The organism is Streptomyces roseicoloratus, assembly GCF_004117935.1.
Taxonomy (GTDB): domain Bacteria; phylum Actinomycetota; class Actinomycetes; order Streptomycetales; family Streptomycetaceae; genus Streptomyces; species Streptomyces roseicoloratus.
On the sequence record NZ_SDOY01000112.1, the window covers coordinates 91,902 to 106,247 of the forward strand.

Here is a 14,346-nt window from a genome sequence, read left to right on the forward strand (position 1 = left end):
AGCGCTCAAGAAACGTACCCCTGGATCCAGTTACTGGACCCTGGGGTATGCTTTGGCGCTGATTTTCAGGCAACGGCGCAGGTGCCTTCCGGCCAGCGGTGCCCTGAAAACCGGCACAGCGGTTTCGTTTGAGATCATGATGACGCGCCGGGAGCGCGGAGGGAAGGCGGCGTCGAGGACGCGCCCGGACACACGAAAGCCGCGCGGGAGACCGCGCGGCGTCGGGCGTCGGGATCCGACCGGATCAGGGAGTGGCGCCCTCCGTCACGGTGACGGCCTCCGTCACAGTGGCGCCCTCCGTCACACCGAGCGCGCGGGCGCCGCGGCCGGGCTCCAGGTCCAGCATGGTCAGCACGGACGGCACCACGATGCTGGGCAGTAAATGGTGATAGAGCGCCGAGGCCCAGCGCTCCATGGAGGAGCGGTCGCCCTCCAGCGCGTGGGTCATCAGGTTGAGCCCCGCGTAGGCGCCGACCACGAGCGGGGCCACCTCCTCGGGCACGGCGTGCGGCAGCAGCTCACCGCGCTCCTTCGCCTCCCGGAGCAGGGCCAGGTTGATCTCGGTCCACTCGCGGTAGGGGCCGCTGCGGTTGAGCTCGTGGCCGCCCTGGTCGAGGGTGAGCCGGACGCTCCCGCTCAGCACGCGGTCGACGGTGAGGCGGTGCGCGAACACCATGCCGACGTCCACGAACTCCTGCACCTTGCAGGTCTGCGGCGGCGCCGTGGGCACCACCGACACCTGGGCGTCGATCACGGCGTGCGCGAGGTCTTCCTTGGAGTCGAAGTGGAAGTAGAGCGCGCCCTTCGTCACCCGGGCGAGCGCCAGGATGTCGGAGAGCTTGGCCGCCTCGTAGCCCCGCTCGTCGAAGACGGCGGCAGCCGCCTCCAGGATCGCCCTGCGCGTGCGAATCGCCCGATCCTGCTTCGCCATGGGAGTCACGTCCCTCTCATCGCGCCCGAACCGGCATCCCGGTGGCCCGAGAAAACAAACCTTGGGGTACCTATTTTCCGGCAGGTGGAAGATACCCGAAGCCTTGTTCGCAGTGAACCCGCAAGCCCGGCCACCCGCTTGCGCAAGCCACTGACCAGCGGAGTTGCGGACAGCGGCAAGTAAGAGAACGTCAGGTCGGCGAACGTCGCACCAACCTGACGCACCGCCACCGACCGCCCGATGTCACTCAGGGCGACGGAAAAACCGACCCTCCGGTCCTGTGTCGCGGACGACCGCCCGGAACACCGGCTCCGGCCCGTACTCGTTGATCCGCCGCATCGCGCTCACGAACTCCTCGTCCGTGAGGCGGGCCAGGCCGGCATCACGCCGGTCCGGAAGATCCGCGGGAAACCGGCGTGGAGACCGGTGGAGACGGCTGCGAGGGCGAGCGGCAGGGCGGCCACGGGGTCCCTCATGACGCTCACCCCGTGGAGACGGCTGCGAGGGCGAGCAGCAGGGCGGCCACGGGGTCCCTCATGACGCTCACCCCGCGTACGGGTCGGACGAGCCGGAGCCGGAGCCGGAACCGGAACCGGTGAGCCCGTCGGCCCGCCGGATGGCCTCGGCGAGCTCCCGTACGGACGCGGAGTGCGCCCGCTCGGCGAGCGCGCCCGCGCGGGCCGCGAGGACGGACAGCGGCGGCGCGCCCGGCAGCCGTCCGCCGCGCAGCCGGTCGGCGAAGTAGCCGGCGATGGCGGTCAGCTGGAGGCTGTCGTGGCCGTCGCCCCAGACCGGTGCGGTCAGCGCGGCGGTGTCCACGGTGCCCGCGCGCTCGTGCGGGGCGCGGGTGGCCGGGTCGAGCCAGCGGACGGTGGCCGTCGCGACCGTGCCCTGCCGCCCCGGCCGCAGCTTCACCGCGTACAGCGCGGTCACGGTGTGCCCGGCGCCGATCTCGCCGCCGTCGACCCGGTCGTCGCGGAAGTCCTCGTCGGCGACCTTCCGGTTGTCGTAGCCGACGAGCCGGAAGTCCGCCACCGTCCCCGGGTCGAAGGCGACCTGGGCCTTGGCGTCCCGGGCGCGGAGTTCTACATGGCCGGGCAGCTGGTCGACGAAGACCTTGCGGGCCTGCTCGGGCGTGGCGACGTAGGTGGTGTGGCCGTCGCCCTTGTCGGCGAGCTTCTCCATGAACGCGTCGCCGTAGTCGCTGCCGACGCCGACGCCGAACAGGGTGATCCCGTACGCGCGGCGCTCCTTGTCGACCCGCTCCAGGATGCCTTCGGCGTCGGTGTCGCCGGTGTTCGCGAGGGCGTCGGAGAGCAGCACGACCCGGTTGGTGGCGCCCTTGCGGTGGCCCTCGACGGCGACGTCGTAGCCGGTGCGCACGCCGTCCTCCACGTTGGTGGAGGAGCCGGTCCGCAGGCCGTCGACGACGTCGTGGATCCGGCCGCGGTGGTCGCCCACCCGGGTCATGGGGAGCCGGACCTCGGCCTCGGAGCTGAAGGTGACGAGGGCGACGGAGTCGTCGTCGCGCAGCCGGTCGGTCATCAGCCCGAGGGACTCCTTGGCGAGGTCGAGCCGGCCGGGCTCGCCCATGGAGCCGGACACGTCGATGACGAACGTGAGGGCCGCGGGCGGCCGTTCGGAGTCGCCGGGGCGGGTCGCGAGGCCGACCCGGAGCAGCGACCAGCCGTCCGCGTCGGAGCGGGCGCCGTCGAGGGTGACGCTGAAGCCGTTGTCCTTCGGCCGCGGATAGTCGGGCCGGAAGCTGTTGACGAACTCCTCGGGCCGTACGTCCTCGGGGTCGGGCAGCCGGCCCTCGCCGAGGGTGCGGCGGGCGTAGCCGTACGAGGCGGTGTCGACGTCGAGGGCGAAGGTGGAGAGCCGCTCGGGAGCCTCGGGCCCGGCCGTCCCGGGCGACTCGGGCGCGCCGGAGGGCCGCCGCGTGTCCGGGGCGCCGGGCGCGGGCGCCGGCGCGCCGCGCCCCTTCGACGCGGAGCCGTGGGCACCCGTACGGGTGGTTCCGTCGGAACCGGCGGCGCATCCGGTCAACAGCAGGGCGCCGCCCAGCAGTCCGGCGAGCACTCCCGTCGCGGCCCGTCGCCGCGTCCTCCGCCTCATGGTCGTCTCCCCCATGGCGTCGTCACCCATCTCTTCTTCCGTGTCCGGCACTGGTGAATGTGACGTGCGCGGGGGCTCGACGGACCGGACGAAGGAGTTGCGGAAGGATCTCAATGCGGCAACGGCGGCGGAGACGCGCCGCCGTGGCAGGGACTCGCCATCCTTGTCAACAGGGGTTGTCACCGTACGCAGTCGCGTGCGTACATGGAGTGGCACACCGGTCGGGCGGGGGTGGTCAGCGGTGGCAGAGAGCGCGGGCTCCGTGATGCTCGCCCGTTCGGCGATGGGCCGTGCCGGTCCGGAGCCCCAGCGTCCTCCCGCGCGTCCGGTCCGCGGCACGCGCCGGGTCAGCGCGGCGCTCGCGGGTCTCGCGGCCTCGGCGCGGCACGAGCTGCTGACCTTCGACGACCCCGCGGTCTCCGCCGCGCGCGCGATCCCCGAGCCGTTCCTTGAGCTGGCGGGAGCGTGCATGCGCGCGGCGGCGGAGCGGGCCGGCGAGGTCCGCCGGATCGTCCCCCGCCACGCCCTCCCCCAGGTGGCGGGGGCGGTCCGGGTCCCGGGCCGGGCGAGGGTCGCGGACTCGATCCCCTTCAAGATGATCGTCGTCGACCGCACGGTCGCCGCGGTCCCGCTCGACCTCGAACTCCTCTACAACGGCCTGCTCCTGATCCGCGACCCCGTCGTCGTCCAGGCCCTGGTCCGCGCCCACCACGCCTCCTGGGACACCAGTCAGGAACTGGCAGGTCTCACCCCGCCCGCCCGTGACCTCCCGCCGCAGCTCCGCCCGGTCCTCGACGCCCTCCTCGCCGGCCTCACCGACGAGACCGCCGCGGCCCGCCTCGGCATGTCCCCCCGCACGTACAGCCGCCGCGTGGGCGAACTGATGGCGGCCCTGGGCACGACGAGCCGCTTCCGCGCGGGGGCGGAAGCGGCGAGGAGGGGGTGGGTTTAGCGGCGCGCGGGGTCGCTAGGACACGATGTCCTTGCGGGCGAAGCCGCGGAAGGCGAGGGCGAAGAGGATCAGGGCGTAGGTGACCGAGACGGCCGCGCCCTTGACCATGCCCGTCCATTCCAGATGGGGCTGGAGGGCGTCCGCCCAGGCGAACTGCCAATGGGCCGGCAGGAACGCCCGCCAGTCGCCGAGGGCGGTGACCGCGTCGAGGACGTTGCCGATGATGGTGAGGCCGACGGCGCCGCCGACCGCGCCCAGAGGCGCGTCGGTGCGGGTGGAGAGCCAGAAGGCGAGTCCCGCGGTGACGAGTTGGGACACGAAGACGAAGGCGACGGCCACGCCGAGGCGCAGCAGCGCGTCGCCGGCCGGCAGGACGCCGCCGGTGGGGAGCTTCAGCGGACCCCAGCCGTACGCGACGGTGCCGGCGGCCAGGGCGACCAGAGGCAGCAGGAGCATGGCCGCCGCGCTGAAGCCGAGGGCGACGACGAGCTTGGACCGGAGCAGCCGGGCACGCGGAACGGGCGCGGCGAGCAGATAGCGCAGCGAGGACCAGCCGGCCTCGGACGCCACCGTGTCACCGCAGAACAGCGCCACCGGGATCACCAGCAGGAAGCCGGCGGAGACGAAGAGGCAGGTCGCGGCGAAGTTGGCGCCCGAGGCGGTCGCCGTGTCCATGAGGGTGATCCGGTTGTTCCGCGCGCCGTCCGGGGTGCCGCCGATGGCGAATGCGGCGATGAGGACGAACGGGAGGGCGGCGAGGATCCCGGCCATGACGAAGGTACGGCGGCGCTTCAGCTGGCGCACGGCCTCCACGCGCAGCGGCAGGGTGCGGCCGGGCGTGTAGCCGGGGGCGGCCGGGGCGGCGGATCCGGGCGTGCGGCCGGGAGCGGCCGTGTCTGCGGATCCGGGCGTGCGGCCGGGGGCGGTGGCGGTCATGCGGTCTCTCCTCCGATCAGCGTCAGGAACGCGTCCTCCAGGCGCCGGTGCGGGCCCACCCCGGTCACCGGCACGTCCAGGCGGACGAGTTCGCCGATGAGGAAGGTGGTGCTCCTGCCGTCGAGGCGGACGAGCAGGCCGGACTCCGTGCGCACGGCCCCCAGCTTCTCCACCACCGCGTCCGGCACCGGGCCGTCCAGGGTGACGAGGAGGGTGTCGCCGGATCCGGTGATCTCCTCGACCGGGCCCGCCTGGACGAGGCCGCCGCGGTCCATCACCACGAGGTGGGTGCAGGACTGTTCGACCTCGGAGAGGAGGTGGCTGGACACGATGACGGTGCGGCCGCCGGCCGCGTAGCGGATCATCACCTCCCGCATCTCGCGGATCTGCGGCGGGTCGAGGCCGTTCGTCGGCTCGTCCAGGATGAGCAGGTCCGGCAGGCCGAGCATGGCCTGCGCGATGGCGAGCCGCTGCCGCATGCCCTGCGAGTAGGTGCGCACGGCGCGTTCCAGGGCGCCGCCCAGGTTGGCGATCCGCAGCGCCTCGTCGATGTGGGCGTCCTCGGCCGGGCGGCCGGTGGAGGCCCAGTACAGCTCCAGGTTCTCGCGTCCCGACAGGTGCGGCAGGAAGCCCGCTCCCTCGACGAAGGCGCCGACCCGGGACAGCACCGGGGCGCCGGGGCGGACGGCGTGGCCGAAGACGCGGATCTCGCCCTCGTCCGGGCCGATCAGGCCCATCAGCATGCGCAGGGTGGTGGTCTTGCCCGCGCCGTTGGGGCCGAGCAGGCCGAGGACCTGGCCCTGTTCGACCCGGAAGGACAGGTCGCGGACGCTGTACCGGTCGGTGCCCGCGTACTTCTTGGACAGGCCGGTGATCCGGAGCGGGACCTCGGCGAGCGCCGGGTCGGGTGCCGGTGCGGCGGTGCGGCGCCGGGCGGTGAGCAGCAGTCCGGCGGCGACGGCCAGGGCGAGCAGCGGCAGGCCCCACACCCACCAGGGCAGCCCGGCCGCCTGGGTGGTCACGGCGGGCGCGGTCGGCAGGGTCAGCGGGCCCTGGACGGCGGCGGTGTACGTGGCGGGGGTGACGGGCGAGGCGTAGCCGAGGTCCGTCGCGGCGAGCACGAGCCGCAGCCGGTGCCCGGCCGGCACCTCGTGGTCGACGGCGGGCAGGGTGAGGTCCACGGTGCGGCCCTCGCCTGCGGCGCCCTCGACCCGTACCGGGGTGACGAGCTGGGCGGGCAGCACCTGCTGCCGGCCGTCCGGGCCCACGTCGTACACCTTGGCGAAGAACACCGCCGAGCCGTCGGGCGCGGTGGAGGTCACCCTGACCCGGACGGTCGGGGCGCCGGTGATCCGCAGCGGCACGGACTGCGGCCGGGCGTCGAAGGCGGCGAACTGGCCGGGGAAGTCGAGGGTCAGCCCCACGCCGAGCGACGAGAACTGCGAGAGCCCGCCACCGAGGCCGGGCACGGCGGAGAGCGCGGGCGGGTTGGCACCGGCGGGGTTGGAGAAGGAGCGGGCGGCGGAGGCGGCGGAGGGTGCGGGTACGGGTGCGTTGGAGGCCGCCGGACCGGAGCCGGCCGGTACGGGGGTCGCGGGGCTCGCGGAGGCCGCGGGGGCCGCGGGGCTCGCGGGGGCCGGCGGGCCGGCGGGGGTGAGCGCCACCCGGACGGGGCCCGCGGCGAGGCCCGGGTAGTGGTCGGCGGTGGCGCCGCGCAGGGTGGCCCGTCCGTCGGTGGAGTCCACTCCTCCAGTACGACTGACCCGGAAGGCGGGTCCGGTGTCGGCGGAGGCGTCCCGCTTGAGGTGGCGGTCGAACCACGCGGTGATCCTCGCCTGGACCCGGTCCGTCTCGCGGTCGCCGCCGTCGTGGCCGCCGGACGTCCAGTCGACGGCGACGGGTGCGCCGTTGGCGGCGATGGCCCGCGCCATGGCGTCGGACTGGCCGAGGGTGAAGAGCGAGTCGGCCTGGCCCTGGACGATCAGCGCGGGCACCTTGATGCGGCTGCCGACGGCGGAGGGGCTGCGGGCCTCCAGGAGCGCGCGGGCGGCGGCGTCGGGGCGGCCGGTGACGGCGACACGCTGGTAGAGGGCGCAGACCTCGGGGCTGAAGCGACCGCATGCGGCGGGGTCGGCGGCGGTGCTGCCACCCGGGCCGGAGGCCCCGGAAGCACCGGCGCCGGAGCCCCCGGAAGCACCGGCCGCACCGCCGCCCGGCGCACTGGCGCCCGCCCCGGCGCCGGGGCCCGTCCCCGTACCCGCCGAGAAGAAGATGCCGGACCAGAGCTTCTTGAAGACGCCGTTGGGGAACAGCGCGTCGGCCAGGTTCCAGTACGTGATCTGCGGGGCCACGGCGTCGACGCGCGGGACGTGGCCGGCGGCGAGCAGCGAGACGGCACCGCCGTAGGAGGCGCCGGTGACGCCGACGCGCGGGTCGCCGGCCTTGTCGAGGAGCACCTCGGGGCGTGCGGCGAGCCAGTCGACGAGTCCGCTGACGTCCCTGACCTCGCGCTCGGGGTCGTTGAGGCCGATCTGCCCGGTGGAGGCGCCGAAGCCGCGGGCGGACCAGGTGAGCACGGCGTAGCCGTCGCGGGCGAGCTGCTCGGCCTGCGCGCGGACGTCGTCCTTGGAACCGCCGAAGCCGTGGCCGAGGAGGACGGCGGGGCGGCGGCCGTCGCCGCCCGAGGTGAAGTAGGAGGTGTCGAGCCGTACGCCGTCGAGGTCGAGCATCCGGTCGGCGCGGCGCACGGGCGCGGCGTCGTCGGAGGCGACGGCGGTCCAGGTGCCGGTGCCGCCCGCGAGCACGGCGAGCACGGCGCCTGCCGCGGCCCATCGCGGCAGGCCCCTCCGGGGAAGTCGCAGCTGCATGCGTCGAGCCTAGGCCCCCGGACGGGGCGGCTCGCGTGCCCAGGGGCGGAACTCTCCGGCCTTCTCCGGTCGTACGCGCTACGGTCGTCGTACACCAGACGCGGTACGGCGCGGGGGGACGGGATGGAGATCCGGCGGGCGACGACGGTGGCGGAGCTGCTGGCGGCGGGGCACCTGTACGACGCGCCGCCCCGGGAGGACTGGGCCGAGGCCTTCCTGGCCGCGCCCGGTCACGTCCTCCTGATCGCGTACGCGGACGACGGCTTCCCCGCCGGTTTCGTCTCCGGGATCGAGATGCGCCACCCCGACAAGGGCGTGGAGCTGTGCCTGTACGAACTGTCGGTGGACGAGGCCCACCGCCGCCGCGGCATCGGCCGCGCCCTCACGGAGGCCCTGGCATCGGAGGCCCGGGCGCGCGGCTGCTACGGAATGTGGGTGGGCGTGGACACGGACAACGAGGCGGCCCTGCGGACCTACGCGTCGGCGGGTGCGGCCGACGAGGGGCTGTTCACGATCCGGGGCTGGCCGTTCGAGGACGACCGCGGCCGGCCCTGAGCCTGGTGCCCGCGCCTCGGGCCATCCCTCAGGCCTCGTCTCGGACCTCGTCTCGGGGCACGTCTCGGACCTCGTCTCGGGCCTCGTCTCGGGGCACGTCTCGGCGCGCTTCGCCCAGGGCCACGATCCGTCCCAGGAGTCCGGCGCCCGCCGGGTACGGCCGTTCCTCGGGCAGCAGTGGCCGGGCCCGCTCCGGGCGGCCCTCGCGTACGAGGCCGTGGATCTCGCGGGCGAGCGGGGTGACGTCGCGGATGCCGACGGTCCACTCGTCCGCGTAGCGACGGGAGGCCTCTCCGGCCAGGCCGAGCTGCAGCGAGCGGTACGGCAGCGGCCGGAGGTGCAGGTCGCGCTCCGGGTCCCACTGGACGCGGGCCGGCGAGCGCTTCAGCTCGCGCTGCCAGGCGGCGCGGTCCTCGTGGAAGCCGCGGACGTAGTGGGAGAGGCTCGCGTGGCGCAGCGCCCACTCGAAGCCCTCGCGGGCGATCTCGACGGCCAGGACGGTCTCCTGCCCCTCCTTCAGGCCCCAGCCGCAGCGGTAGGCCATCCACAGGAACGAGGGCTTGATCCAGGTCATCCGGTCCCGCTTCCACGACTCCGGGAAGCGTCCGTCGCGGGCGGCCGGGAGACCGATCTCCGGCCGGTAGGCCTGGTAGACGGTCACGGTGGTGTCGGTGTGGACGGCTCTGATCTGGTACTTCGGCGGCTGTGCGGGAACGGACATGGCCCCAGGGTGCGCCGGAACGAGCCCGCGGGGCCACCGGTTTCCCCGGCCCTCGGCGGTTCAGCCGCGGCCGTTGATCATCGTCAGCAGCCGCTCGTGGGTCCCGGCGTCGGCTGCGGCGACGAGGCCTCTGGCCGGTTCGTCCGGCGGGGTGCCGTCGATGCCGGTGACCACGCAGCCGGCGGCTCGGCACAACGCGATGCCGGCGGCGAAGTGGACGGTGGTGGAGAGGTCGGTGCCGTCGGTGACGTAGGCGGCGCGGCGGCCGGCGGCGACCCAGGCGAGGGCCAGGCTCGTCGACACGACGCGCGGCCGGAAGTGAGCGGTGAAGGCGGGGTGGGCCAGGAGGTCGACGGGCCGGAACGCGGGTGCGCTCGGGAACGGCGGGTCCAGGTTGACGTCCACGAGCCGGGTGGCGGGCGTGGGCGTCAGCGGGGTGTCGTCGGTCCCGTCCTGCCGTAGCCATGCGGTCCGCCCGTCGGTGAAGAAGACCTCGCCGCTGAACGGGTCGGCCACCGCCGCCGCTCCGTCCCGCAGCGCCACGTTGACCGCGACCAGCATGTTCCCGGTGGCGTAGTTGAGGGTGCCGCACAGGGGGTCGACCAGCCACTGGCGTGCGCCGTCGGGGGCGCCCTGCCGTCCGCCCTCCTCGCCGAGCACCGCGTCGGCGGGCCGTGCGGTGCGGATGACGCCGAGGATCGCCTTCTCCGCCGCGACGTCGGCGGCGGTGGCGAAGTCGCCGTCGCCCTTGTCGATGCGGTCGAGCCGGCGGCCGTACAGGCCGCGGACGATGTCCGCGCCGGTCCGTGCCGCGGCCAGGGCGACTTCGGCGTCGGTGGCGTTCGCGTCCGGGGTGATCACGACGGGCAGGCTACCGGGAACGGCCGTCGACGGGACGGCCCCCGCCGGCGGTGCTCGGCGGGGGCCGGGGTGTCAACGGGCGTCGGGTGCTCAGTGGTTGCGCGGGAAGCCCAGGTCGACGCCGGCCGGGGCCTCGGAGGGGTCCGGCCAGCGGGTGGTGACGACCTTGCCGCGGGTGTAGAAGTGCACGCCGTCGTTGCCGTAGATGTGGTGGTCGCCGAAGAGCGAGTCCTTCCAACCGCCGAAGGAGTGGTAGCCCACCGGCACCGGGATCGGCACGTTCACGCCGACCATGCCGGCCTGGACCTCCAGCTGGAAGCGGCGGGCCGCGCCGCCGTCGCGGGTGAAGATCGCGGTGCCGTTGCCGAACGGCGAGGCGTTGATGAGGGCCAGGCCCTCCTCGTACGTCTCGGCGCGCAGCACGCAGAGGACCGGGCCGAAGATCTCGTCCTGGTACGCCTTGGCGGTGGTCGGGACGTGGTCCAGGAGGGACAGGCCGATCCAGTGGCCGTTCTCGTGGCCGTCCACCGTGTAGCCGGTGCCGTCGAGGACGACCTCGCAGCCCTCGTCCGCGGCGCCGTGCACGTAGGAGGCGACCTTGTCGCGGTGGACGGCGGTGATGAGCGGGCCCATCTCGGAGGTCGGGTCGTTGCCGGGGCCGATCTTGATCTTCTCGGCGCGCTCGCGGATCTTCTGCACGAGCTCGTCGCCGATCGCGCCGACCGCCACGACCGCGGAGATGGCCATGCAGCGCTCGCCGGCGGATCCGTACGCCGCCGAGACCGCCGCGTCGGCCGCCGCGTCGAGGTCGGCGTCGGGCAGCACCAGCATGTGGTTCTTGGCGCCGCCGAGCGCCTGGACGCGCTTGCCGTTGGCGGAGGCGGTGGTGTGGATGTGGCGGGCGATCGGGGTCGAGCCGACGAAGGAGATCGCGGAGACGTCCGGGTGCTCCAGGAGCCGGTCGACGGCCACCTTGTCGCCGTGGACGACGTTGAAGACGCCGTCCGGCAGCCCCGCCTCGGCGAGCAGCTCGGCGATCTTGAGGGACGGCGAGGGGTCCTTCTCGCTCGGCTTGAGGACGAAGGTGTTGCCGCAGGCGATGGCGAGCGGGAACATCCACATCGGCACCATCGCCGGGAAGTTGAACGGCGTGATGCCGGCGACCACGCCCACCGGCTGGCGGATCGTGGCCACGTCCACGCGGTTGGACACCTGTGTGGACAGCTCGCCCTTGAGCTGGGTGGTGATGCCGCAGGCCAGGTCGACGATCTCGAGGCCGCGGGCGACCTCGCCGAGCGCGTCGGAGTGCACCTTGCCGTGCTCGGCGACGATCAGCTCGGCGATCGCGTCGCGGTTGGCGTCGAGCAGCGCGCGGAAGCGGAAGAGGATGGTGGTGCGCTGGGCCAGCGAGGAGGTGCCCCAGGTCGCGAAGGCGGCCTTGGCGGCGGCGACCGCGGCGTCGACCTCGTCGACGGAGGCGAGCGCCACCTGCGTGGTGACGGCGCCGGTGGCCGGGTCGGTGACCGGGCCCCAGTTGCCCGACGTGCCCTCGACGCTCTTGCCACCGATCCAGTGGTTGACGGTCTTCGTCATGACGGAATGCTCCTTCTGGCTGCTACAGGTGGCGGCGTCGGGCGGTGACGTGCCGGTCGTACTCCTCGCGGGCCTTGACCGCCGACGGGCGCGTCGAGGTCTCGGCCACGGGCACATCCCACCACGCCTGGGCCGGGGGCGCGCCCGACACACTGTCTGCCGTTTCGGTCTCCACGTAGACACATGTGGGAACGCTCGCCCGGCGGGCGTCGGCGAGGGCTTCCCGCAGGTCACGTACGGTACGGGCGCGCAGCACCCGCATGCCGAGCGAGGCGGCGTTGGCGGCGAGGTCGAGGGGCAGCGGCGGCCCGGTGAACCGGCCGTCCGGGTCGCGGAACCGGTAGTCGGTGCCGTACCGCTCGGCGCCCACGGCCTCGGACAGGCCTCCGATGGAGGCGTAGCCGTGGTTGTCGAGGATCACCAGCTTGATCGGCAGTGCTTCCTGGACGGCGGTGACGATTTCGGTGGGGTTCATGAGATAGGTCCCGTCGCCGACGAGCGCCCAGACGGGCCGGCCGGGCGCGGCGAGGGCGACGCCGAGGGCCGCGGGGATCTCGTAGCCCATGCAGGAGTAGCCGTACTCGACGTGGTACTGGTCGGACGACCGGGTCCGCCACAGCTTGTGGAGGTCGCCGGGGAGGGAGCCGGCCGCGTTGATCAGGATGTCGTCCCCGGTGACCAGAGTGTCGAGTGCGCCGAGCACCTGGGCCTGGGTGGGGCGGGCGTCGTCGCTGTCGGCGGCGTAGGCGGCGTCGGTGCGCCGCTGCCAGTCGGCCTTGGCGGCTTGCCACCGGCCGGTGTCCCGGGGGTGTCCGTCCAGCGCCTCGGTGAGCGCGGTCAGCGCCTCGCGGGCGTCGGCGACGAGGGTCCGGGCCGACTGTTTGTGGGCGTCGAAGGCGGTGATGTTGAGGTTGAGCAGGCGGGTCTCGGGGCGGAAGAGGGTGCCGGACGCGGTGGTGAAGTCGGAGTGGCGGGTGCCGACGCCGATGATCAGGTCGCTGCCGCGGGCGAGCTCGTTGGCCGTGGCGGTGCCGGTGTGGCCGATGCCGCCGACCTCGCAGGGGTGGTCGTACGGCAGGACGCCCTTGCCGGCCTGGGTGGTGGCGACGGGCACGCCGGCCCGTTCGGCGAAGGTGCGCAGGGCGTCCTCCGCGCCGCTGTGTCTCACTCCGCCGCCCGCGATGACCAGCGGCCGTTCGGCGGCCCGGAGCGCGTGGACCGCCGCGTCGAGTTCGGCCGGATCGGGGCGGGGCCGGCGCACGGTCCAGGTCCGTTCGGCGAGGAACTCCTCCGGCCAGTCGTACGCCTCGGCCTGCACGTCCTGCGGCAGTGCCAGGGTGACGGCGCCGGTCTCGGCCGGGTCGGTGAGCACCCGTACGGCGGCGAGCGCGGCCGGGATCAGGGCCTCGGGGCGGGTGACCCGGTCGAAGTACCGCGACACCGGGCGCAGACAGTCGTTGACCGACACCTCGCCCGCGTACGGCACCTCGAGCTGCTGGAGCACGGGGTCGGCGGGGCGGGTGGCGAAGGTGTCGCCGGGCAGCAGGAGGACGGGCAGGCGGTTGACGGTGGCGAGCGCGGCACCCGTGACGAGGTTGGTGGCACCGGGGCCGATGGAGGTGGTGACGGCGTGGATCCGGAGCCTGCGGGACTGGCGCGCGTAGCCGACGGCCGCGTGCACCATGGCTTGTTCGTTGCGGCCCTGGTGGTACGGCATGAGGTCGGCGTGCTCGACGAGCGCCTGGCCGATCCCGGCGACGTTGCCGTGGCCGAAGATGCCCCAGGTGGCGGTGACGAGCCGCTGCCGCACGCCGTCGCGCTCGGTGTGCTGCGCGGCGAGGAAGCGCACCAGGGCCTGGGCGACGGTGAGCCGGACGCTCATGCGTATCCCTCCGTGTGGTCGGGGTGGAAGCTGATCCGCCACTCCCGCTCGGGGCCGGGTCCTGCCATGACGTTGAGGTAGTAGAGCGGGTGTCCGGGCTGGGCGACGGACGGGCCGTGCCACCCGTCGGGGACGAGGACGGCGTCTCCGGTGCGCACCTCGGCGAGGAGTTCGGCGCCGCCGGTGCGGGAGGGCGTGATCCGCTGGTAGCCGTAGCCGTCCGGGCCGCCGGGTGGCGCGGCGACCTCGTAGTAGTAGATCTCCTCGAGGACGGACTCCGTGCCGGGGCGGTGCTCGTCGTGTTTGTGCGGTGGATAGGACGACCAGTTCCCGCCGGGCGTGACGACCTCGACGGCGATCAGCCGGTCGCAGGCGAAGGACCCGGCGGCGGCGAAGTTGCGCACCTCACGGGCGCGGTTGCCGCTGCCGCGGGTCTCGACGGGAACCTCCGGCGCGGGGCCGTAGCGGGCGGGGAGTCTTCGCTCGCATTTCGCTCCTGCCAAAGCGAATCGGCCTCCCGCACCGGAGGCGATCTGGGCGTGGGAGTCCCTGGGCACGTAGGCGAAGTCCGAGACCCCGTCGAACGGGCTGGCGCGGCCCACGAGTTCGAGGTTTTCCCCCTCGACGCGCACCGTACCGCCCCCGGACAGCGGAAGCACCACCCATTCGCTGTCTCCTGTCCGGAACTCGTGGCTCCCGCCGGGCGGGAGGTCGAGCACGCGCAGCGAGCTGTGGGTCCAGCCGGCCCGCTCGGGGTCGATGTCGACGGCGTACGGGCCGCGGCCGGCGGTCCCCGCGGGGACGTGGAGGTCGAGCGTCGAGTCCATGATCTGTCCCTACCCAGGGTCCCGCGGCCTCACCGCCGCGTCCGGGTCGTCTCCGGGTCCGGTCGGGGTCGGGTGCGGGTGGTGTTCGAGGCGTCCCGGAGGG

Annotated in this window: 12 protein-coding genes; 2 read left to right on the forward strand and 10 right to left on the reverse strand. The window is 74.0% G+C overall.

Annotated elements, in window-relative coordinates; genetic code table 11:
• Positions 1–244: 244 nt before the first annotated feature.
• The 3 genes from ESG85_RS13795 to ESG85_RS13805 all read right to left on the reverse strand — a co-directional run bounded on the left by ESG85_RS13795 (position 245) and on the right by ESG85_RS13805 (position 3,049).
• Positions 245–931 (reverse strand): ScbR family autoregulator-binding transcription factor, encoded by a 687-nt coding sequence (locus ESG85_RS13795; RefSeq protein ID WP_164986238.1) that lies wholly within the window; start codon positions 929–931, stop codon positions 245–247.
• A 344-nt stretch (positions 932–1,275) separates the two neighbouring features.
• Positions 1,276–1,407, reverse strand: coding sequence for a hypothetical protein (locus tag ESG85_RS36610; protein WP_281288037.1), 132 nt, complete (start codon positions 1,405–1,407; stop codon positions 1,276–1,278).
• Between the two features lie 67 nt (positions 1,408–1,474).
• Positions 1,475–3,049 carry a vWA domain-containing protein gene (locus ESG85_RS13805; protein WP_246094998.1) on the reverse strand — a complete coding sequence of 525 codons (1,575 nt, stop codon included), beginning with the start codon at positions 3,047–3,049 and terminating at the stop codon, positions 1,475–1,477.
• Between the two features lie 241 nt (positions 3,050–3,290).
• Between ESG85_RS13805 and ESG85_RS13810 the strand changes: the two genes are divergently transcribed.
• A complete protein-coding gene (locus tag ESG85_RS13810) occupies positions 3,291–4,001 on the forward strand; it encodes a helix-turn-helix transcriptional regulator (RefSeq protein ID WP_128978996.1) in 711 nt (236 codons plus the stop codon).
• A gap of 15 nt (positions 4,002–4,016) precedes the next feature.
• Here ESG85_RS13810 and ESG85_RS13815 read toward each other — a convergent pair whose 3' ends face one another.
• Together ESG85_RS13815 and ESG85_RS13820 are read right to left on the reverse strand one after the other, a co-directional pair.
• On the reverse strand, positions 4,017–4,937 hold the full coding sequence (locus ESG85_RS13815; RefSeq protein WP_128978998.1) for an ABC transporter permease: 921 nt from the start codon (positions 4,935–4,937) through the stop codon (positions 4,017–4,019).
• Positions 4,934–7,804, reverse strand: coding sequence for an alpha/beta fold hydrolase (locus ESG85_RS13820; protein ID WP_128978999.1), 2,871 nt, complete (start codon positions 7,802–7,804; stop codon positions 4,934–4,936). Before ESG85_RS13820 ends, ESG85_RS13815 begins: the two co-directional genes overlap by 4 nt.
• A gap of 123 nt (positions 7,805–7,927) precedes the next feature.
• Between ESG85_RS13820 and ESG85_RS13825 the strand changes: the two genes are divergently transcribed.
• Positions 7,928–8,359, forward strand: coding sequence for a GNAT family N-acetyltransferase (locus ESG85_RS13825; protein WP_128979001.1), 432 nt, complete (start codon positions 7,928–7,930; stop codon positions 8,357–8,359).
• Positions 8,360–8,387: 28 nt separating this feature from the next.
• On the opposite strand, the gene ESG85_RS13830 is transcribed toward ESG85_RS13825, so the two are convergent.
• The 5 genes from ESG85_RS13830 to iolB form a co-directional block, all read right to left on the reverse strand.
• Positions 8,388–9,080, reverse strand: coding sequence for a DUF4291 domain-containing protein (locus tag ESG85_RS13830; RefSeq protein ID WP_128979003.1), 693 nt, complete (start codon positions 9,078–9,080; stop codon positions 8,388–8,390).
• A 60-nt stretch (positions 9,081–9,140) separates the two neighbouring features.
• A complete protein-coding gene (locus ESG85_RS13835; protein WP_128979005.1) occupies positions 9,141–9,941 on the reverse strand; it encodes an inositol monophosphatase family protein in 801 nt (266 codons plus the stop codon).
• A 90-nt stretch (positions 9,942–10,031) separates the two neighbouring features.
• The gene (mmsA, locus tag ESG85_RS13840) at positions 10,032–11,534 is read right to left on the reverse strand and encodes a CoA-acylating methylmalonate-semialdehyde dehydrogenase (protein WP_128979006.1); all 1,503 of its coding nucleotides are present in this window, start codon (positions 11,532–11,534) and stop codon (positions 10,032–10,034) included.
• A 22-nt stretch (positions 11,535–11,556) separates the two neighbouring features.
• Positions 11,557–13,416, reverse strand: a complete 1,860-nt coding sequence (gene iolD, locus ESG85_RS13845; RefSeq protein ID WP_128979008.1) for a 3D-(3,5/4)-trihydroxycyclohexane-1,2-dione acylhydrolase (decyclizing) — start codon at positions 13,414–13,416, stop codon at positions 11,557–11,559.
• The gene (gene iolB, locus ESG85_RS13850) at positions 13,413–14,243 is read right to left on the reverse strand and encodes a 5-deoxy-glucuronate isomerase (RefSeq protein WP_128979010.1); all 831 of its coding nucleotides are present in this window, start codon (positions 14,241–14,243) and stop codon (positions 13,413–13,415) included. Before iolB ends, iolD begins: the two co-directional genes overlap by 4 nt.
• Between the last annotated feature and the right edge of the window lie 103 nt (positions 14,244–14,346).